Below are 19,082 nucleotides of genomic sequence, written 5' to 3' on the forward strand. Positions count from 1 at the left end.
ATTCTTTGTATTTATATGTTATTTTAGTTTGTAATACTTTAAAAAAATAAAGCACTTTCGTATAATTTAATAATCATCACTAAACTTAATTATCGAGGTGCATTATGTATAAAAATTATAACATGACTCAACTTACTCTACTAATGGAAACTTCAGTTCTTATCCCCACAAATGATATTTCACGACATGTAAATGATATTGTTGAAACAATTCCTGACAATGAATTCGACGAATTCAGACATCACCGTGATGCGACATCATATCATCCAAAATTATTTCAATAGAAATTGTCTTTATTCACTTATCCAAGAACTTTATGTCCCGGCCGCTACATTTTTATTGATTGCTAGCAAACTATTTAAGTTCTTGACGCACAGGCGTAGTTGCTGGCAATGTATTCATTATGTCCAAACGAGATTTAGTTTTTTTAATATTTACACCTAGTGATGATAATAGTTTAACAACATTTTGTAATTTATCCGATTGACTCATGGCTTTCACCTCGTTTTATGACTTCAAGGTTATACTACCCCAATTAACAATGTTTTACTACATGAATTCAACATAAAATTGACATTTTATAAAATTAATTTCATTTATTAGCCTAAAACCTTAAATCCATCATCATAAATTTCTTTTTCAATACTATTTAAATTCGTTGGTGTTTCATAAGATATTGTGACCAATTGTTTATCTAGCTCAACACTTACTTTACTTACACCAATCATATCTTCTAGTCTATGATGAAGTGCATTGGCTTGCTCTTCCGTTTGCAAACCACTCAATTTAATCTCACTATAATTCATTTCATTTACTCCTAATCTTTCATTAATTTCTGAAACGTTACTAATAGTTCTTCCATCGCTTCTTCTTGAGCCCCATTATTCACTTTATCCATAATGCAGCTTTTCATGTGATGATCTAACAATTTAGTGGCAACACTATTCAAAGCAGATCTTGTAGCTCTAATTTGGGTTAACACGTCATCACAGTAGACATCTTCTTCAATCATGCGATTGATTGCTCTAACTTGCCCTTCAATACGATTAAGTCTCGATTTTAAATTTAATTTAATTTGATCAGAATGATGTGCATTATCATGATTTTCCAAGGTCGTCACCCTTTCTATACGTACTATCATATCGTATAATTTACCTTACTATTCGTCAAACACTGTAACTTATTTCATGAAAAAGGGTCATGCTATTTGGTAAATGCCATGATACAATTAACGTTAAGAAAGTAAAAACTTGTCTTATTATTGCAAGAATTAAAATATTGAACAGGAGGCGTACTATGGTAGAAATATATTCAATGTCTTTCACGCATTCCTCATTGATTATTAATATCATATTAATTGCTGCCTTTATATTAAACTTAATTTTTGCATTTGTTATTATCTTTATGGAACGTCGCAGTGCTGGCTCTATATGGGCTTGGCTCCTCGTTTTAGTATTTTTACCAATCATTGGATTTATATTGTATTTACTATTAGGACGCCAAATTCAGCGCAATCGCATTTTCAAATTGAAAAAAGAAGACCGCAAAGGCCTTGCTATGATTGTGGATGAACAAATTGAAGCATTAGAAAGTGACGATTTCTCAAAAGGTAATCATCAAATTGTTAAGTTTAAAGAAATGGTACGCATGTTACTTTTTAACAATGCTGCGTTCTTAACGACAGATAATCGCATCAAAATATATACGGATGGTCATGCTAAATTTGATGCATTACTTAATGATATTAAAAATGCACAAGACTATATACATATTCAGTACTACATTTTTAAAAGTGATGGACTAGGCCGTCAAATTCTCTCAGCACTTGAGGATAAACTTGATGAAGGCTTAGAAGTTAAAATGTTATACGATGATATGGGTTCAAGAACTTTAAGAAAAAAAGATTTAAAACATTTTCGCCAAAAAGGTGGACATGTGGAATCGTTCTTTCCCTCTAAACTTCCCCTCATCAATCTCCGTATGAATAACCGAAACCATAGAAAAATCGTTATTATTGATGGCAAAATTGGTTATGTAGGAGGGTTCAATGTCGGTGATGAATATTTGGGTAAAGATAAAAAGTTTGGCTATTGGCGAGACACCCACTTAAGATTAGAGGGCGATTCTGTTAACGCACTGCAACTTAGATTTATATTGGATTGGAATTCACAATCCAATCGTGATTCAATCGAATATAAAGATAGCTATTTTCCAGATGTAGACTCAGGTGGAACAATTGGCGTACAAATTGCGTCAAGTGGTCCTGATGAAGATTGGGAACAAATCAAATATGGTTACTTAAAAATGATATCTTCCGCAAAACATTCTATATACATTCAATCACCTTATTTTATACCTGATCAAGCATTTATCGATGCAATTAAAATAGCAGCCTTAGGTGGTGTGGAAGTCAATATCATGATACCTAATAAACCGGATCATCCTTTCGTTTATTGGGCTACATTGAAAAATGCAGCTTCTCTACTATCAGCTGGCGTTAAAATTTATCATTATGATAATGGGTTCTTACATTCTAAAACTTTAATTATTGATGATGAAATCGCATCAGTAGGCACAGCCAATATGGATAATCGTAGTTTCACACTAAATTTCGAAGTGAATGCATTTGTTTATGATGAGACGATTGCAACTCAATTGAAAGAAGCATTTATTCAGGATATGAAAGTCTCTTATCAACTTACTGAGGAATTATATAATAAACGAAGTTTATGGATTAAATTCAAAGAAGGCATATCTCAATTACTTTCACCTATTTTATAAATGTCTTTAATAGTTGTCATCCTATTAACAATTATTACTGTAAATACGTACAAGTTAATTTAATAAGGAGCGTAACATGAATGTACAACAGCAAATAAAGTTAGCGTATAATTATATGAAAGAGTTTCATATAAGCGATTATTCTGGTCACGATATTGCGCATGTGGAACGTGTAACGTCGTTAGCGCAAATCATTGCTAAAAACGAACAACAGGGTGACTACTTAATTATCACATTATCTGCCTTACTACATGATGTCATCGATGATAAATTAACAGATAAAGCAATTGCATTAAATCAACTTAAAACATTTTTAGAACATATTGAAGTGACACCTACGCAGCAACAATCAATTATTTATATTATCGAACATATGAGTTATAGAAAAGGGCGCAATAATGAGGTAGCTCTTTCAATAGAAGGACAAATTGTAAGGGATGCTGACCGATTGGATGCTATTGGTGCAATTGGTATTGCAAGAACTTTTCAATTTGCAGGCCATTTTAATGAACCTATGTGGACCGAATCGCCACATAGTGGACCACCAAATACAGATAGCATTCCAAATTTGCCCCCTTCTGCTATACGCCATTTTTATGATAAGTTGTTAAAATTAAAAGCATTAATGCTTACTAAAACTGGTAGACAACTGGCTGAAGAAAGACATGCTTTTATGGAGCAGTTTTTAACACAATTTTATAAAGAATGGCATATTGATTGAATGCTATAACAAAAAGGTCGATACCTCTTTCCAGGGTATCGACCTTTTCTATAATATAGCATTGATTAAGCTATTTACTTTTTCTTTTTATTATTCTTAGAAACAACTTGAGTGTTTTTACCTTTTTTATTTGAGTTACCATTATTTTCCTCAAATTTTTCAATCATTGGCGCAACTTCTCTTTGAGCAACTTTTTCATAGTACATATTGGCGAAGTAAGTTTGGACAATTAAGAATGCCGCACTGACAGACCAATATAGACCTAAAGCTGATGCCGAACTTAATGAAATCCAGATGATCATAATTGGTGATACAATCATCATCATGTAAGTCATTTGACGTTGTTCTTGAGGCATTTGTTTACTTGATACCCAAGCTTGGATAAAGTAAAGCACACCGGCAATAATAGTAATCCAAATATCAGGATGAACTAAATTGAACCATAAGAAGTGTGGATGTTCTGCAATTCCGCCACCAATACGGTAACGTAATACGAAGTATAATCCCATAACAACTGGCATTTGAATTAATACTGGTAAACAGCCTAATGCACTCTTCATTGGATTAATATCGTATTTCTTATAAACTTCCATCATTTCTTGGTTTGCTGCCATTTTCTCTTCTTGAGTTCGTGCACGTTTAACTTTTTCTTGCACACCATCAACTTCTGGCTTAGCAACTTTCATTTTTTCACGCATCATATGACTATTTTTATAGTTTGATAACATGAATGGTAACAAGATAACACGAATTACTAAAACTAATACGATAATTGCAATACCGTAATCATCATTAAATACTGAATGGCCTAACCAATGTAAAACTCTAGCCATTGGTTCTACGAATGTATTATAGAAAAATCCATCTCTATTACTAGATTTTGAATAATCACACCCGGCTAAAAAGACCATTACCCCTAATAACAAAGGTAGTAACGCTTTCTTCTTCATTTTTACACCTCTATTGATATATTCACATAGGGATTATTTTATCATAGTAACCGTGTACTAGAAAACAAAAAAAGAAAAATTTTCTTATTTATTTGAAATAATTTTTCATTTTAGTAACAGTCTTGTCAATATTATGACTACGTGCAATCGCCGAAATAACTGAAACACCGTCTGCACCATTTTGAGCAATAGGTTCAATATTGTCTTCTGTTATACCTCCAATTGCTACCATAGGTAACGAAGGATTGATCTTTTTTAATGTGGCAATCATAGCGGGACCTACTGGTGCACTCGCATCATTTTTAGAAATTGTTGCAAACATCGGTCCAACACCAATATAATCAACATGATCTAAATCGGATTGATTATATTCTTCCTCGTTGCCAATGCTAAGTCCTATGATTTTATTTTCGAACCGCTTAGCAAATGACTTCACATTTTCATCATCTTGCCCTACATGAATACCGTCTGCATTTATTTTTTCAGCTAAATCAACATCGTCATTTACAATAAACGGTACATGATAGTCATGACATAAATTTAATAACTCAATTGCTAAATTTTCTTTATCAGCACCGTCTAATGACGTGGGTCCTTTTTCACGAAATTGAAAAAGCGTGATACCGGCATTTAAGGCATGCTTCACTATTTCTCTAATATCTTTTCCCTCTGGAATATCTTGCGTACCGCAAATAAAATAAACATTTAATCGTGATGGATTAAACATTTTACTCCACCTCTTGTCTTTTGACTTGTTGTTGGTAGGTATTAAAATCAATGACATACATCTGATCTAATAATTTAGATAAAAATGTACCTGGTCCATTTACTTGTTGATCTTGTTCAGCGCGTTCAGCAGCAATATTATAGATGCTAACCGCTTCTTCTAACACTTGTAGAGATGGCGTTTCTTCTCTAAATAAGAAACTTGCTACAATGCCCCCAAGTAAGCATCCAGCACCAGTAATCTTGGCTAATAATGGTGACCCATTAGATAACTTCACCACTTTATTATTTTGGACAATAACATCTTCTTTACCAGTTAACACGATGGCTGTATTCAATTTCTCATGGGCACGCTTAGCTATTTCAACAACGTCTAAGTCAGTTTCACCATCCGTACCTTTCATCGTTGTTGTTGCATCTACTAACGTTAAAATTTCAGAAGCATTACCTTTAATAACTGATACTTTCACTTCTGATAAGAATTTTTGGCAAAATGCTTTGCGATACGAAGAAGCACCAACTGCTACTGGATCAAATACAATGGGTGTTCCTTGTTGATTCGCTATTTTACCTATTTCCAAAATGTCTTGTTCATTTGCCTTAGTCATCGTACCAATATTAATAAGTAACGCCCCTGCAACTTTATAAAATTCTTCCGCTTCTTCAGGTGCTTCACTCATTGCTGGACTAGCACCAATGCTAAGTAATCCATTTGCCGTAAAGTTTTTCACGACATCATTTGTATAACAGACAACTAAAGGATTCTCTTGTCTTAAACGTTCCAAATTATTCATCATCTAATCCAACCTTCTTCATATATGCAAAATGGTTTACCGGTCCTCTACCTTGACCAATTTCTGGCGTATATTGAATACTCAATGAAATAAATTTCTTCGCTTTTTTAACCGCTTCATAGATAGATTTACCTTTAGCCAGTTCTGCAGTAATCACCGCTGAGAATGTACATCCAGTTCCGTGCGTATGTTTAGTGTCAAAGCGTTGATCTTCAAAGGTATACACATCATCCTTAGTAAATAAGAAGTCTTTAGCATTGTTTAAATCAGCAGAGTGTCCACCTTTTATGACAACGCCTTTACTGCCTATTTCATTAATAAAGATATTGCCTGCTTTACGAATATTTTCTTCCGTGTCTATTTTAATGCCTGTTATTTCCTCTGCTTCAGGAATATTAGGCGTGACGACATCTGCTAAAGGTAGTAATGTATTCTGTAAATGTTTCTTGGTTTCATCATCCATTAACGAATCGCCACTCTTAGCTAACATGACTGGATCGATGACGTATGGAATATCTGAATGTTGTCTCAAATAATGTTGAATTAACGCCATTGTTTCATGAGTCGCAATCATACCTGTTTTAATAGCATGTGGTAATTCGTCATTGAAGACGCTATCTAATTGTTCTTGAACCCAACTTGTCTCAAGATTATGGATATGTTGTACCCCTTTAGTATTTTGCGCAACGATACTTGTAATAGCTGCCATGCCGTAGACACCACAGGCATGAAATGATTTTAAATCGGCCATTACACCAGCGCCACCTGATGGATCAGTTCCCGCGATTGTTAAAGCGATTTTAGGTTTATGCATTTTTGTCGCCTCCGAAGTTCCATTGTTCGTTAGTATAAGCCATATTAAAGAAATTACGTTCGTGAATCGTACTTTGTAAGAAACTTTCTTTAATATCATGCTTTTCTTGTTCTGTACAATTTGCTGTTAATTCATCTAATAAATTATCAAATACTACTATTAATGGACGCATTTCTGTACTATAGAAATCAAACCATTTTGCAGTTACAGAATCTCTATTTAGATTTTGATCCTCTAATGCCATTTTAGCTACAACTTCATATACATAAGGGCATGGTGCCATTGCAGCTATTGTATACGCCGCATTCTCATGTGCATAGGCATGATAATACATATGTTTAATGTAATGATCACCGCTTGGAGGCCATACTTTTTCTTTAACAATTTCTTCATAAGGTTCATTAATGTAATCTGCTAAAATTTCATGTGCCTCAACTTCACCATCTAGCATAAATTCAATTTGTTCAACTAAAAATTTAACATCTTTCATTGTTGGTGCTTTTGGGATAAGAAGTGCATATAAATTTGTAAATTCCTTTAAATATGATGCATCCGCTCTTAAATATTGACGTACTGCTTGAGCGTCTAACTTCCCTTTTAAAAGGTCTTGAATAAACCCATCATTATAGATATCTTCAATAATAGGTTGTGAAGCCTCTTTAATCTCAGTTGAAAATGTCATAGTCATATCCTCCTTAAAATTAAAAAATGCTACATTTCAACGTAGAAATGTAGCTATCATTCAATAAAGAGAACATAACATATACATTACTACTTTCCTACGTTGGCATTAACCAAATCAGGTTATAAGGGTCTGAATTTAATCATCTCAGCCATTAGCAATGGCTCCCCTAGTAGCATTATCTTATTAATTTAACGATATCAAATTGATTAGGATTTATCAAATAAAACAGAAAGGGAGAGGACAGAAATAAAATAAACTCATTGTTCTCCCTAGCTTACTTTGCTTGTAGCATTTATTAGTGAAAGTCTCTTTGTTGGGGCCCCGCCCGCAAGGATAACTAGTGCTAAAAAAGCTTGATTTAAGCGTATTTTCAAATCAGTCATCTATTGTCAAAATGAAAAAGCAGGCTGAGACACTTTATTATGTCCCAGCCTACTCAATTAATATTATTATATTGCTAAATTAAGCAGTTACCCATTGTGATGGACCTGCAGTATTATATAATTTAACAGCAGCAGCATCTTGAACGTGTTCTGGTGCTTGTGCTGGTGATACACCTTTATATTGAGCAGGTGCTACTGAATCCCAAGTTGATTGTAAGAATTGATATTTACCTGCTGCACCTGAACTTGGATTAATAGCAGTAATGTCGCCACCTGATTCACGTTGTGCAATTTGTTGTAAATGACTGTTTACATTTACAGAAGAACCACTTGAAGCAGTGTTACTTGAAGCACTTGAGTTAGAAGTTGTAGCTTCAGTTTGTGGTTGTTGTGTTTGTTGAGTTTGTGGTGCTTGTTGTACTTGTGTTGGTTGAGCTTGACTAGATTGTTGTGAAGAAGCTACTTGTTCAGCTGAAGTTTGGTTAGTAGCAGCTGATGCTTGTTCACTAACATCTTGTTGTGGTGAAACTAAGCCTGTTTGTGCATAGTTCCAACTCCAGTTAGTACCATCTGATTCGAAATGATAAGTGAAACCTTCATAATCAAATGTTACGTTATATGCACCTTCTTGGATAGGGCTATTATTTAATGATTGATCATTTGATTGTGCTAATTGTGCTAATTCAGCTTTATTTACTTGAGCTTCGCTCGCATCTGCGTGTCCAGCGTTGCCAGCAACTACTCCTAAACCTACTGCTAATGATGAAGCAATAATTGTCTTTTTCATAATTATATATATCCTCCTAGATTTGTTTGTGTCTTAATAATAAATTTTACAAGTAACACTTTAACATCCATAAAACCATAGTAGGTTACAGTGAAATAAAAAAAGCCAGTACTTTTTTACATCCAAATTACAAACGTACTGTAACCCTATTTTTTAGTTATGGACTTTCATGACGGTTTTGAGTAGCGATATGTATAAGTATCTCTTGTAATACTAATGAAATCTTTCAGATAATTATATTAAAAATTTAAGAACCTCTCTTATAAAATTGATAATATAAGAGAGGCCATGAGTATAATTAAAGAAGTTATTTATAGTAAATAGGGATGGAGTTAATAGAACATTAGTTTATATCAATCACTTCTAGGTGATCGTATGAATAAGTGTCTTCATTGAATGAGGTGTCAGGGAGAATATCATTATTTTTGGATTTGGGGGACATAAATTTAATTGTTTCAACATATAATTCAGTCACAAAGTGCGTTTGGCCCTCTTTATCGTATTTACGTGATCTCATTTGACCAGTAATACCTACTAAAGCGCCTTGATCAGTATACAATTCAATATTGGTAGCTGTTTTACCAAAAGCTTTACAAAATATATAATCACAAGCTATTTCATTGTTGTCATCTTTATAATTACGTTCTGTTGCAACACAGAACGTGGCTATCTTCACCTCCTCTTTCTCAAATATTTGTGCCTTTTTGGTCAACCGACCTACTATCACAATCTTGTTTAGCATGTGTCACCTCCTTCTACAACTATAGTATTCATTTATAACTATGGCGTCAAAATTCTATTTTTAAGATTTTTATTCCTATTAATACTCAAAGTTTGATATATTTAAAGAAAATAATTGTAAAACTCATATTAGATTATTGATAATTTCATTTTTTGCATAATTTTAATTTTTTTGGGGATGTGATGAAGTGAAGACATTTAAAGCTGTACGTTTTCAAATTGTTAATGAAAATGGAGGTATAACTGAATTTGAGCTAGAAGATGGTGTAATCATCAATAAAGAAAATAGTGGTACTGGTTGGCTTCTAGAGGTTGTCATTTCAAATGCGCACTATGAAACAATGAAAAAATATTATGATGATCAAACACTATTAGATATTAGAGTCGTGATAACACGCCCTTCGAATGATCCTGCACTTTTTGATGCTACAATCAAAAGTATTTCTGAATTCGAAACAACAATGTCAATTGTATTAGATTGTCATATTTACACCTTACGACAAGTTTATGCAGAGAGTTTATTAGAACAATTAGTTGATGAAGGACTGTCAGGTGAGGAATTAAAAGTAACATTTAATCGTATGATGCAATCTAAACCTAAACTAAAAGAAGAAAAATTTGAAAGAGAATAAAATAGGAGTGGAACACAATTCAATGTTCCACTCCTATTTATATTGATTATAAAAGCATGTTTTGGTTTAAGCATCTTGGATAGCGAAAGTTAATTCACAACTACAAGCGAGTTGGCCATCTACCGTAGCCTTTGCTGTACCTTTTCCGATTGGACCTTTGATTTTAGTAATTTCTACCTCTAACATTAGCGTATCACCAGGCGTTACTTGTTTTTTAAATCTACATTTATCAATTCCAGCAAACAATGCAATTTTTCCTTTATTCTCTTCGCTGTTAAGCATAGCAACAGCACCTGTTTGTGCTAATGCTTCAGTAATTAATACACCAGGCATAACAGCATAATCTGGGAAGTGCCCTTGGAAAAATGGTTCATTACCAGATACTTGTTTTAGTCCAACACATCTCTTGCCCTCTTCGTATTCAACTACACGATCAATAAGTAAAAATGGTTGTCTATGTGGGATAATTTGCTTAATTTGATTATAATCGAAAATTGTTTCCATAATGTATGTCCTCCAGAAGTATTATAAAGTGAGTATACGATTAATCATTTACTCGTTCAATATTAGCACCTAATGACTTTAATTTCTCATGGAAATTAACATAACCGCGGTCTAAATGTTTTAATTCTGTAACCTGAGTTGTACCATCAGCTACTAAGCCAGCTAAAATTAATGCTGCCGCTGCTCTTAAATCTGTTGCTTTAACTTGAGCACCTTGCAATTGACTCTTACCTTGAATTTTAGCACTTCTACCTTCTACAGTAATATTTGCATTCATACGCTTAAATTCTGCAACATGCATGAATCTATTTTCAAAGACAGTTTCCGTAATGACTTTATGTCCTTCAGCAGTTAATAATAACGCCATCATTTGTGATTGCATATCTGTTGGGAACCCAGGGTGTGGAAGTGTTTTGACATCAACTGGTTTAAGTTCACCCTCTGCCGTAACACGAACGCCATCTTCTTGGAAATCTAAATTAACGCCCATTTCTTCAAGTTTATAAATTAGACTCGACATATGTTCTTTTACTGCGTCTCTAACAAATACATCACCACGCGTAATAGCAGCTGCTACGATTAATGTACCTGCTTCAATTCTGTCAGGAATGATTGAATGTTCTACACCTTTCAACTTATCAACACCATGAATCGTAATGGTATCAGTACCTGCTCCGGTTACTTTGCCACCCATTTCATTAATATAATTTGCTAAATCAACAATTTCAGGCTCTTTAGCAACATTTTCAATCACTGTTTTACCTTTAGCAAGTGAAGCTGCCATAATGATATTTTGTGTTGCACCGACACTTGGGAAATCTAAATGAATGTCTGTACCTTTCAAGCCGTCTTTTGTGCTAGCGTAAATATTCCCATTCTCTAGATGTATGTCTGCACCTAATGCCTCAAACCCTTTAATATGTTGCTCTATTGGACGAGCGCCGATTGCACAACCACCTGGTAATGCAACGATAGCATGACCTAAACGTGCTAACAAAGGACCCATAACTAAGATGCTTGCTCGCATTTTACTAACATATTCATAAGGGGCTTCTTCTTTTAAAGTCGTAGATGCATCTACTGTAACTGCACCTTCTTCTTTATTATATTCAACTTTAGCATTTAAAGTCGATAATACATTGTTTATCGTTACTACATCGCTTAAATCTGGTACATTAACAAGTTTACTTTTTCCTTCTGAAGCTAATAGTGATGCAGTCAATATTGGTAATACTGCATTTTTAGCTCCTTCAACTTTAACTTCTCCAGTTAGGCGATTGCCACCTTCAATTACTATTTTATCCATATTAATCCTCCACTTTAAACTCCTATTACTATCTTCATTTCCCGATTTTCAATCAATTATTTATTTATTTATTATATCTATTTTTAAAAAGAATTTACAATAATCTCATTATTGAAATAAAAATTTCACTTGAGTTGAGAATTGTAATAAATCAATTAAAAAATTGCTTACGGCTGTACCCAATAAGATGGCTAAAAACATTAGACAAACTTGTACTTGAGTAGCGTAACCTTTTTTAAAAAATTGATCTAATTTGAGAGAGTTTAAGGCCCAATAAGCTATACATATACACAAAACATGTAAAACCAAGTGTATGATCGCAAACTGTCCAATATAATCCATGACTTTCTCTCCTTTTAGATTTCTGTACTATATTGTACATTAAAAATGCACAGAATGATACTAAACTTGACTATCATAGAACACAAAAAAGGTTTGAAAACTAAATTTAGTTTTCAAACCTTTTTAATTATTTTAATTGTGCTACGCGTAAGCGGTTTTCAGCTCTAGCCAACGCTCGTTTAGCTCTGTTTATATCACTGTTATCCTGATCGTCCAAATGAGATTGTGCTCTTTGACGTGCTAATTTAGCTCGTTCAACATCTATCTCACTGGCAGTTTCAGCTGTTTGAACAATGACAGATACTTTATGTTGTCTAATTTCAACAAAGCCACCACTAACAGCTATATATTCAGTACCATTTCTAAAGTTCACTTTAACATGGCCTGTTTTTAATGCGGCAACTGTCGGAATATGCCCACTCATGACACCCATTTCACCAGCTGTTGTTTGAAAAACAACTAGTTCAACGTCATCTTTTTCGTAGACTGAACCATTAGGAGTGACAATATCAAGATTAACTGTACTCATTATCTATACCTCCTAATTGTTTAGACTTCAACACCCATATCTTTTGCTTTGGCAATTACATCTTCCATACTACCAACTAAACGGAAAGCATCTTCAGGAATATGGTCGTATTTACCATCTAAAATCGCTTTGAAATCAGCTACTGTCGTTTTAACAGGTACATATGAACCTTTTTGACCAGTAAATTGTTCTGCAACGTGGAAGTTTTGTGATAAGAAGAATTGAATTCTACGTGCACGTTCTACTGTAAGTTTATCTTCTTCTGATAACTCATCCATACCTAAAATTGCGATAATATCTTGCAATTCTCTATATTTTTGAAGTGTTGATTGAACATCACGTGCCACTTCATAGTGCTCTTGACCAACAATTGCTGGTTCTAACGCTCTTGATGTAGACGCTAATGGATCCACAGCTGGATAGATACCCATTTCTGTTAATTTACGTTCAAGGTTAGTTGTCGCATCTAAGTGAGCGAATGCAGTTGCTGGCGCTGGGTCAGTATAGTCATCGGCTGGTACGAATACGGCTTGGATTGATGTTACAGAACCTTTATTCGTTGATGTAATACGTTCTTGTAATTGACCCATTTCTGTAGCTAATGTAGGTTGATAACCTACGGCAGAAGGCATACGTCCTAATAAAGCTGATACTTCAGAACCTGCTTGAGTAAATCTGAAAATGTTATCGATGAATAAAAGAACGTCTTGTCCTTGTTCATCACGGAAGTACTCAGCCATTGTTAATGCAGATAAAGCTACACGCATACGCGCACCAGGTGGCTCGTTCATTTGACCGAATACCATCGCTGTTTTCTTGATAACACCACTATCTCTCATTTCATAGTAAAGGTCATTACCTTCACGTGTACGTTCACCTACACCAGCGAATACAGAGATACCACCATGTTCTTGTGCGATGTTATTAATTAATTCTTGAATTAATACGGTTTTACCAACTCCGGCACCACCGAATAGTCCGATTTTACCACCTTTAATATAAGGTGCTAGTAAGTCTACAACTTTAATTCCAGTTTCAAGAATTTCCACTTCAGTAGATAATTCATCAAAATTAGGTGATTGTCTATGAATTGGATCACGTCTCACTGAACTATCTAATTTATCTTCTAAATCAATTGTATCACCTAAGACGTTAAATACACGACCTAGCGTTACTTCACCAACTGGCACTGAAATATCTTGTCCAGTGTTTTGAACTTCCATGCCTCGTTGAACACCATCTGTTGAATCCATAGCGATTGTACGAACAACGTCATCACCTAGTTGTAATGCAACTTCAAGTGTTAATTCAAAAGTACCATCTTCTTTAGGAACTTCAATGATTAAGGCGTTATTAATTTCAGGTACTTCATTATGTTCAAAACGAACGTCAATAACAGGACCCATAACCTGAGTTACACGGCCATTACCCATGTTGTTTCCTCCTTTAAAATATTATTCAAGTGCTGCGGAACCACCAACAATTTCAGTAATTTGTTGTGTGATTTCAGCTTGTCTCGCTCTATTATATTGTAATGATAAGTCATCAATAAGTTCAGTCGCATTATCAGAAGCATTTTTCATTGCAGTCATTCTCGCTGCATGTTCACTAGCCTTAGCATCTAAAATCGTTCCATAAATTAAACTTTCAACATATTGAGGAAGAATAACACTTAGGATAGATTCTTTATCCGGTTCAAATTCATAAGAAGACATTTGACCTTGACCTTGGCTAGAATCTTCTCGAGATAATGGTAAAACTTGTTTAGTCGTTGGTTTATTTTCAAGAACACTAACATAATGACTATAATAAATTTTTAATTCATCAATATGTTCTTCACTAAATAAGTCAATCGCATGTTTCGCAATTGCTTGTATTGATTTGAATGAAGGTTGATCGGGAACATCAACAAGTGAATTCTCAATTTCATAACCTCTATTTTTAAGGAAATCAACACCAGATTGACCTAATACAATAATGCTATATTCATCACTACTAGAATGTTTTTCACTAATATCATTAATCAGTTGTTTTAAGACATTTGAACTGTATGCACCTGCTAAGCCTTTGTCACTAGTAATTACTAAGTAACCACTACGTTGAACTTGTCTAGGTCTTAACATAGGATGACTAGAGTGTTTACTCGCTCCTGCAATTGCAGTAATCGCATCCTGCATTTTTTCCATATAGGGTTCAAATTGCTTTGTGTTTTTTTCAGCTCGACGTAATTTTGAACTTGATACCATGTTCATTGCTTTGGTAATTTGTTTCATTTTTTTCGTCGATTTGATACGACCATCTATCTCTTTTAATGAAGCCATTATCTCACCACCCTTTCAATTTAAAGTTTAATTATTCAGATTTGCTAAAGCTTTTCTTGAATTCATTAATTGTAGCTTCAAATTTTTCGTCAGATGGTAAGGCACCAGTTTCTCTAATTTCATTTAATAAGTCAGAACCATTTGATTTCGCCCAACTATTTAATTCGTCTTCGAAACGTGTAATATCCTCAACAGGAATATCATCTAAATAACCTTTTGTTAAGGCATATATAATTAAAACTTGGTTTTCAACAGGTAATGGTTTGTTTTGGTCTTGTTTCAACACTTCAACCGTACGTTTACCTCTTTCAAGTTTTCTGGCTGTGAATTCATCTAAATCAGAACCGAATTGCGCAAATGATTCTAACTCTCTATAAGAAGCTAAGTCTAAACGTAGCGTTCCTGCTACCTTCTTCATTGCTTTGATTTGAGCAGATCCACCTACACGTGAAACTGATTGTCCCGCATTAATCGCAGGTCTTACACCTGAGAAGAAGAAGTCAGACTGTAAGAAGATTTGTCCATCTGTAATTGAAATTACGTTAGTTGGTACATAAGCAGAAATATCCCCTGCTTGTGTTTCGATAATTGGTAACGCCGTAATTGAGCCGCCACCTAAATCATCATTTAATTTGGCTGCTCTTTCTAATAATCTACTATGTAGATAGAAAACATCACCAGGGTAAGCTTCACGACCTGGAGGTCTACGTAAAAGTAATGATAACTCACGGTATGCTGCCGCTTGTTTTGTAAGATCATCATAAACGATTAATACATGCTTACCATTAAACATGAATTCCTCACCCATAGTTACACCAGAATAAGGTGCAATATAAAGTAATGGTGAAGGTTCAGATGCTGAAGCTGAAACAACAATGGTGTAATCTAATGCGCCAGCTTGACGTAATTTTTCTACATTTGCACGTACAGTTGAATCTTTTTGACCAATTGCTACGTAAATACAAATTGTATCTAAACCTTTTTGGTTTAAGATTGTATCAATACCGATTGTTGTTTTACCTGTTTGTCTATCTCCGATAATTAACTCACGTTGACCACGTCCGATTGGAACTAATGCGTCAATCGCTTTAATACCAGTTTGAAGTGGTTCGTCAACAGATTTACGAGCCATTACACCTGTTGCTTTTTGTTCAACAGGACGTGTTTTTGTTGTATTGATAGGACCTTGTCCATCAATAGGTTGACCTAATGGGTTAACAACGCGACCAATAAGTTCTTCCCCTACTGGAACTTCCATAATACGTCCAGTACGTCTAACTTCGTCGCCTTCAGTAATTTCAGTATATGGTCCTAAAATAACTACACCCACATTTGATTCTTCAAGGTTTTGAGCTAAACCAAGAACACCATTTGAGAACTCTACTAGCTCACCAGCCATACAGTCATTTAATCCGTGAATTAATGCGATACCGTCACCAATTTGGAGTACCGTACCTACATCAGTTACAGACATTTCAGACTCATAATTTTCAATTTGTGAGCGAAGTAATGCACTGATTTCTTCAGCTTTTATGGCCATCTATGTCACTCCTCTTTATTTTAGTTTACTCTTCTAAATTTGCGTTCGATTTGTTCTAAATCTTTTTTAACACTGCCATCTAGCACAGTAGTACCAACTTTAACTCTAAATCCTCCAATTAATTCAGGATTTATTTTCGTAGTAATATGTACTTGTGATAAATTCGTTTGTTTTAAAATTAAGTCTTTAATGCGACTAAGTTCATCGTCACTTAATTGATAAACTGATTCAACAATGGCTGAATCTTCATTATGATGTTCATTGTATAAACTTTTAAATTCTTTAAAAATTGAATTAATCAGTACTAAATGACGATTATTAGCTAATATCATTAGCATATTTTTTAAGTAATAATTAGCATCTCCAAAAACGATACCAACAAATTTGCGTCTTTCAGAAGCTGGTTGGTTAGGATTTGAGTCAATTGCTCTTAAATCTTCATCATAGTTTTTTGTGGCTTCACTAACTATACTAAGTTCTTCGTACATTAAATCTAATCTGTCTTTATCGATAGCGACGTCAAATAATGCTTTAGCGTATTTATTTGCTACATTTGCCATTATTTATCGCCTGCCTCTTTTAAATACTTATCAACAAGTTCTTTTTGATCTTGTTCTGAAATTTCTTTTTGAAGTACTTTAGATGCAATCAATACTGATAACTCAGACACTTGATTGTTAATATCTGCTAATGCACGTTCTTTCTCGCTATTGATTTCACTTTGAGCAGTTTCAATCATACCGTTTGCACGAATATTTGCTTCATGAATGATTTCTTCATGTTGTTTACGTGCTTGAACTCTAGCATCTTCTAAAATACGTTGAACTTCATCTTGAGTTTGTTTTAGTGTCTTTTTATTTTCTTCTTCAAGTTTTTGTGCATTTAATTTTGCTTCTTCAGCTTCATCAATGTCTCTATTGATGTCGCGTTCACGTTTGTCCATTACTTCTTTTAATGGACCCCAAGCAAATTTCTTAAGTAGTGCTAATAAAATAGCAAATGTGATTACTGTAACAATGACAGTACCCCATTCAACACCACCACCTGCTGCACCTAAAACGAATGAATTAGTTAATGCATTCACTGGCATTTGACACTCCTTTCATAATTAATCACCACTTGCCATTAAATAAAACGAACGGCGAAGATCCAAGTGACTTCGCCATGAAATTTTCTTATTGGAAAAGAGTCATGAATGCGATTACAACACCGATGATAGGTAATGCCTCAACTAAACCAATACCGATGAACATGATACTCATTAATTGTCCACGTGCTTCTGGTTGACGAGCTACACCTTCTACTGTTCTTGAAACGATAAGACCGTTACCGATACCTGCGCCTAGTGCTGATAAACCAATTGCAATTGCTGCTGCGATTAAACCCATATTAATAATTCCTCCTAAAATGTTTGTTTAAGTTAATGTGTGTCCGCTACTTTGTGGGACATGTAAACCATTGAAAGCATGATAAATATATATGCTTGGATTGAGCCGACAAAGATAGAGAATCCTTGCCATACGATTAAACCTGGAATACCTATAATCCAACCCCAAGCACTGCTTACAACTAAGCCGGCTAATAAAGAAAGTAATAATTCACCGGCAAATATATTACCGTATAAACGTAGACCAAGTGTTAATGTTGAAGAGAATTCTTCAAAAACATTGATAATTGCTAATGGCCAGAATGGTTTAAAGTAATTACCTATGTAAGCTTTAGTTCCACGCATTTTCACACCATAATAGTGTGTAAGTAATATCATCATAGTTGATAATGTCAATGTGACAGTTGCATCAGCTGTTGGAGATTTCCACCATAGATAATGATCTTTAGTCACTATAGCAAATGGTAGTCCTAACATGTTTGCAACAAAGATAAATAAAATCAATGTTACTGCTAAGAAGTGAAACTGACCACCTTTTTTCCAAGCCATATTACTCTCTATGATGCTTCTTACAAAGTCAAAGATCCATTCGATAAAATTCTGTTTACCTGATGGTCTTTTCTTTAGATTACGCGTACAAATAATAGCTATTAGAAAAACAATGATTGCTGTAACAACTAACATCATGATGCTTGCTAAATTGAAAACGAGATCAAAACCAAATACATTCCAACTTACGAGCGGGTTTTTGTGATCCATGTACTCACCTCTTTCTTTATTAAAATTTTAATTCTTAAGCAGTAGAGGGCGTAAAATGATTAAAACATAAGAAAACATAAGACCAATCATTACCCCAATAATATTGACACTATCTTTAAATAAAAACCATATTACACACGCAATGATAGCGACTAAGTACCTCCAAGTATTGCCCGTAGAAATATGTATGTTATCTGGTTGCTTTGCCCGAGATAAATATAATTCGAAAATATAGGTATTTATTAAAGATCCAAATGTTCCTATTATTAATCCTAGAATAAAAGGATTTGGAATAACGATATACAACACAGCCAATATAATTAAAAAATAAATATAATATTGAATGAATTGTTTAAATATGATGCTGAAACGCCTCATTT

25 protein-coding genes, 1 pseudogene and 1 riboswitch are annotated in these 19,082 nt (G+C 34.2%); of the genes and pseudogenes, 4 read left to right on the forward strand and 22 right to left on the reverse strand.

Translation table 11 applies throughout. The annotated features are described in order from the left end of the window. Positions 1-104: 104 nt before the first annotated feature. Positions 105-275 (forward strand): annotated as a pseudogene (locus tag KA828_RS09895) (IS5/IS1182 family transposase); the annotation flags it as partial. Between the two features lie 79 nt (positions 276-354). Here KA828_RS09895 and KA828_RS09900 read toward each other — a convergent pair. From KA828_RS09900 to csoR, 3 genes are all read right to left on the reverse strand, one after another. Beyond that, positions 355-492, reverse strand: a complete 138-nt coding sequence (locus KA828_RS09900; RefSeq protein WP_107630147.1) for an Lmo0850 family protein — start codon at positions 490-492, stop codon at positions 355-357. A 107-nt stretch (positions 493-599) separates the two neighbouring features. Next, positions 600-806, reverse strand: coding sequence for a putative copper chaperone CsoZ (csoZ, locus tag KA828_RS09905; RefSeq protein WP_075109069.1), 207 nt, complete (start codon positions 804-806; stop codon positions 600-602). A gap of 11 nt (positions 807-817) precedes the next feature. After that, positions 818-1,111: a copper-sensing transcriptional repressor CsoR gene (gene csoR / locus KA828_RS09910; protein WP_107630149.1), complete on the reverse strand. Its 294-nt coding sequence runs from the start codon at positions 1,109-1,111 to the stop codon at positions 818-820. Positions 1,112-1,296: 185 nt separating this feature from the next. Here csoR and cls point away from each other — a divergent pair, with 185 nt between their 5' ends. Together cls and KA828_RS09920 are read left to right on the forward strand one after the other, a co-directional pair. Beyond that, on the forward strand, positions 1,297-2,781 hold the full coding sequence (cls, locus tag KA828_RS09915; RefSeq protein ID WP_053031194.1) for a cardiolipin synthase: 1,485 nt from the start codon (positions 1,297-1,299) through the stop codon (positions 2,779-2,781). A 76-nt stretch (positions 2,782-2,857) separates the two neighbouring features. Next, positions 2,858-3,502, forward strand: a complete 645-nt coding sequence (locus KA828_RS09920) for an HD domain-containing protein (protein WP_210126151.1) — start codon at positions 2,858-2,860, stop codon at positions 3,500-3,502. 74 nt (positions 3,503-3,576) lie between these two features. Here the strand turns inward: KA828_RS09920 and yidC are convergent, their stop codons facing one another. From yidC to KA828_RS09955, 7 genes are all read right to left on the reverse strand, one after another. Continuing rightward, positions 3,577-4,452, reverse strand: coding sequence for a membrane protein insertase YidC (gene yidC, locus KA828_RS09925; protein ID WP_075109067.1), 876 nt, complete (start codon positions 4,450-4,452; stop codon positions 3,577-3,579). Between the two features lie 88 nt (positions 4,453-4,540). Then, on the reverse strand, positions 4,541-5,179 hold the full coding sequence (gene thiE, locus KA828_RS09930) for a thiamine phosphate synthase (RefSeq protein ID WP_210126152.1): 639 nt from the start codon (positions 5,177-5,179) through the stop codon (positions 4,541-4,543). A gap of 1 nt (position 5,180) precedes the next feature. Next, positions 5,181-5,972 (reverse strand): hydroxyethylthiazole kinase, encoded by a 792-nt coding sequence (gene thiM, locus KA828_RS09935; protein ID WP_193839960.1) that lies wholly within the window; start codon positions 5,970-5,972, stop codon positions 5,181-5,183. After that, positions 5,965-6,786: a bifunctional hydroxymethylpyrimidine kinase/phosphomethylpyrimidine kinase gene (gene thiD, locus KA828_RS09940; protein ID WP_053031186.1), complete on the reverse strand. Its 822-nt coding sequence runs from the start codon at positions 6,784-6,786 to the stop codon at positions 5,965-5,967. Before thiD ends, thiM begins: the two co-directional genes overlap by 8 nt. Further along, positions 6,779-7,468 (reverse strand): thiaminase II, encoded by a 690-nt coding sequence (tenA, locus tag KA828_RS09945; RefSeq protein ID WP_210126153.1) that lies wholly within the window; start codon positions 7,466-7,468, stop codon positions 6,779-6,781. The genes thiD and tenA overlap by 8 nt, the downstream gene beginning before the upstream one ends. Before the next feature lie 77 nt (positions 7,469-7,545). Further along, positions 7,546-7,649: riboswitch (TPP riboswitch) on the reverse strand. Between the two features lie 284 nt (positions 7,650-7,933). Continuing rightward, positions 7,934-8,641: a transglycosylase family protein gene (locus KA828_RS09950; protein ID WP_210126154.1), complete on the reverse strand. Its 708-nt coding sequence runs from the start codon at positions 8,639-8,641 to the stop codon at positions 7,934-7,936. 343 nt (positions 8,642-8,984) lie between these two features. Next, on the reverse strand, positions 8,985-9,383 hold the full coding sequence (locus KA828_RS09955) for a single-stranded DNA-binding protein (RefSeq protein ID WP_053031180.1): 399 nt from the start codon (positions 9,381-9,383) through the stop codon (positions 8,985-8,987). Between the two features lie 187 nt (positions 9,384-9,570). Here KA828_RS09955 and KA828_RS09960 point away from each other — a divergent pair, with 187 nt between their 5' ends. Then, on the forward strand, positions 9,571-10,014 hold the full coding sequence (locus tag KA828_RS09960; protein ID WP_107630156.1) for a YwpF-like family protein: 444 nt from the start codon (positions 9,571-9,573) through the stop codon (positions 10,012-10,014). A gap of 66 nt (positions 10,015-10,080) precedes the next feature. On the opposite strand, the gene fabZ is transcribed toward KA828_RS09960, so the two are convergent. The 12 genes from fabZ to KA828_RS10020 all read right to left on the reverse strand — a co-directional run bounded on the left by fabZ (position 10,081) and on the right by KA828_RS10020 (position 19,080). Further along, positions 10,081-10,518: a 3-hydroxyacyl-ACP dehydratase FabZ gene (fabZ, locus tag KA828_RS09965; RefSeq protein WP_016931213.1), complete on the reverse strand. Its 438-nt coding sequence runs from the start codon at positions 10,516-10,518 to the stop codon at positions 10,081-10,083. 40 nt (positions 10,519-10,558) lie between these two features. Continuing rightward, positions 10,559-11,824 (reverse strand): UDP-N-acetylglucosamine 1-carboxyvinyltransferase, encoded by a 1,266-nt coding sequence (murA, locus tag KA828_RS09970; protein ID WP_210126155.1) that lies wholly within the window; start codon positions 11,822-11,824, stop codon positions 10,559-10,561. A 108-nt stretch (positions 11,825-11,932) separates the two neighbouring features. After that, positions 11,933-12,166 (reverse strand): DUF1146 family protein, encoded by a 234-nt coding sequence (locus tag KA828_RS09975; RefSeq protein WP_053031174.1) that lies wholly within the window; start codon positions 12,164-12,166, stop codon positions 11,933-11,935. Positions 12,167-12,293: 127 nt separating this feature from the next. Continuing rightward, entirely contained in the window at positions 12,294-12,695 is a 402-nt protein-coding gene (locus KA828_RS09980; protein ID WP_075109007.1) for a F0F1 ATP synthase subunit epsilon, read from the reverse strand. Between the two features lie 20 nt (positions 12,696-12,715). Then, the gene (gene atpD, locus KA828_RS09985) at positions 12,716-14,128 is read right to left on the reverse strand and encodes a F0F1 ATP synthase subunit beta (RefSeq protein ID WP_053031170.1); all 1,413 of its coding nucleotides are present in this window, start codon (positions 14,126-14,128) and stop codon (positions 12,716-12,718) included. 21 nt (positions 14,129-14,149) lie between these two features. After that, the gene (atpG, locus tag KA828_RS09990) at positions 14,150-15,016 is read right to left on the reverse strand and encodes an ATP synthase F1 subunit gamma (protein WP_210126156.1); all 867 of its coding nucleotides are present in this window, start codon (positions 15,014-15,016) and stop codon (positions 14,150-14,152) included. 31 nt (positions 15,017-15,047) lie between these two features. Next, a complete protein-coding gene (gene atpA, locus KA828_RS09995) occupies positions 15,048-16,556 on the reverse strand; it encodes a F0F1 ATP synthase subunit alpha (RefSeq protein WP_210126157.1) in 1,509 nt (502 codons plus the stop codon). A gap of 20 nt (positions 16,557-16,576) precedes the next feature. After that, positions 16,577-17,116, reverse strand: coding sequence for a F0F1 ATP synthase subunit delta (locus tag KA828_RS10000; protein WP_075109005.1), 540 nt, complete (start codon positions 17,114-17,116; stop codon positions 16,577-16,579). Then, positions 17,116-17,646 (reverse strand): F0F1 ATP synthase subunit B, encoded by a 531-nt coding sequence (locus tag KA828_RS10005; RefSeq protein ID WP_016931216.1) that lies wholly within the window; start codon positions 17,644-17,646, stop codon positions 17,116-17,118. Before KA828_RS10005 ends, KA828_RS10000 begins: the two co-directional genes overlap by 1 nt. An 85-nt stretch (positions 17,647-17,731) precedes the next feature. After that, positions 17,732-17,944 (reverse strand): F0F1 ATP synthase subunit C, encoded by a 213-nt coding sequence (gene atpE, locus KA828_RS10010; protein WP_011275238.1) that lies wholly within the window; start codon positions 17,942-17,944, stop codon positions 17,732-17,734. Between the two features lie 32 nt (positions 17,945-17,976). After that, on the reverse strand, positions 17,977-18,702 hold the full coding sequence (atpB, locus tag KA828_RS10015; RefSeq protein ID WP_075109004.1) for a F0F1 ATP synthase subunit A: 726 nt from the start codon (positions 18,700-18,702) through the stop codon (positions 17,977-17,979). A gap of 27 nt (positions 18,703-18,729) precedes the next feature. Continuing rightward, positions 18,730-19,080, reverse strand: a complete 351-nt coding sequence (locus KA828_RS10020) for an ATP synthase subunit I (protein ID WP_075109003.1) — start codon at positions 19,078-19,080, stop codon at positions 18,730-18,732. Positions 19,081-19,082: the final 2 nt, after the last annotated feature.

Source organism: Staphylococcus sp. GDY8P85P (genome assembly GCF_017892405.1).
GTDB classification, from domain to species: domain Bacteria; phylum Bacillota; class Bacilli; order Staphylococcales; family Staphylococcaceae; genus Staphylococcus; species Staphylococcus borealis.

Bases quoted from the DNA above. Each gene is read 5' to 3' on its own strand.
- KA828_RS09955 (WP_053031180.1), bottom strand. From the start codon at position 9,383: ATGCTAAACAAGATTGTGATAGTAGGTCGGTTGACCAAAAAGGCACAA.
- atpB (WP_075109004.1), bottom strand. From the start codon at position 18,702: ATGGATCACAAAAACCCGCTCGTAAGTTGGAATGTATTTGGTTTTGAT.
- atpD (WP_053031170.1), bottom strand. From the start codon at position 14,128: ATGGGTAATGGCCGTGTAACTCAGGTTATGGGTCCTGTTATTGACGTT.
- cls (WP_053031194.1), top strand. From the start codon at position 1,297: ATGGTAGAAATATATTCAATGTCTTTCACGCATTCCTCATTGATTATT.
- atpA (WP_210126157.1), bottom strand. From the start codon at position 16,556: ATGGCCATAAAAGCTGAAGAAATCAGTGCATTACTTCGCTCACAAATT.
- KA828_RS10020 (WP_075109003.1), bottom strand. From the start codon at position 19,080: ATGAGGCGTTTCAGCATCATATTTAAACAATTCATTCAATATTATATT.
- KA828_RS10005 (WP_016931216.1), bottom strand. From the start codon at position 17,646: ATGCCAGTGAATGCATTAACTAATTCATTCGTTTTAGGTGCAGCAGGT.
- tenA (WP_210126153.1), bottom strand. From the start codon at position 7,468: ATGACATTTTCAACTGAGATTAAAGAGGCTTCACAACCTATTATTGAA.
- KA828_RS09950 (WP_210126154.1), bottom strand. From the start codon at position 8,641: ATGAAAAAGACAATTATTGCTTCATCATTAGCAGTAGGTTTAGGAGTA.
- atpE (WP_011275238.1), bottom strand. From the start codon at position 17,944: ATGGGTTTAATCGCAGCAGCAATTGCAATTGGTTTATCAGCACTAGGC.
- KA828_RS09980 (WP_075109007.1), bottom strand. From the start codon at position 12,695: ATGAGTACAGTTAATCTTGATATTGTCACTCCTAATGGTTCAGTCTAC.
- atpG (WP_210126156.1), bottom strand. From the start codon at position 15,016: ATGGCTTCATTAAAAGAGATAGATGGTCGTATCAAATCGACGAAAAAA.
- csoZ (WP_075109069.1), bottom strand. From the start codon at position 806: ATGAATTATAGTGAGATTAAATTGAGTGGTTTGCAAACGGAAGAGCAA.
- thiE (WP_210126152.1), bottom strand. From the start codon at position 5,179: ATGTTTAATCCATCACGATTAAATGTTTATTTTATTTGCGGTACGCAA.
- murA (WP_210126155.1), bottom strand. From the start codon at position 11,824: ATGGATAAAATAGTAATTGAAGGTGGCAATCGCCTAACTGGAGAAGTT.
- yidC (WP_075109067.1), bottom strand. From the start codon at position 4,452: ATGAAGAAGAAAGCGTTACTACCTTTGTTATTAGGGGTAATGGTCTTT.
- KA828_RS10000 (WP_075109005.1), bottom strand. From the start codon at position 17,116: ATGGCAAATGTAGCAAATAAATACGCTAAAGCATTATTTGACGTCGCT.
- KA828_RS09975 (WP_053031174.1), bottom strand. From the start codon at position 12,166: ATGGATTATATTGGACAGTTTGCGATCATACACTTGGTTTTACATGTT.
- fabZ (WP_016931213.1), bottom strand. From the start codon at position 10,518: ATGGAAACAATTTTCGATTATAATCAAATTAAGCAAATTATCCCACAT.
- thiD (WP_053031186.1), bottom strand. From the start codon at position 6,786: ATGCATAAACCTAAAATCGCTTTAACAATCGCGGGAACTGATCCATCA.
- KA828_RS09920 (WP_210126151.1), top strand. From the start codon at position 2,858: ATGAATGTACAACAGCAAATAAAGTTAGCGTATAATTATATGAAAGAG.
- KA828_RS09900 (WP_107630147.1), bottom strand. From the start codon at position 492: ATGAGTCAATCGGATAAATTACAAAATGTTGTTAAACTATTATCATCA.
- thiM (WP_193839960.1), bottom strand. From the start codon at position 5,972: ATGAATAATTTGGAACGTTTAAGACAAGAGAATCCTTTAGTTGTCTGT.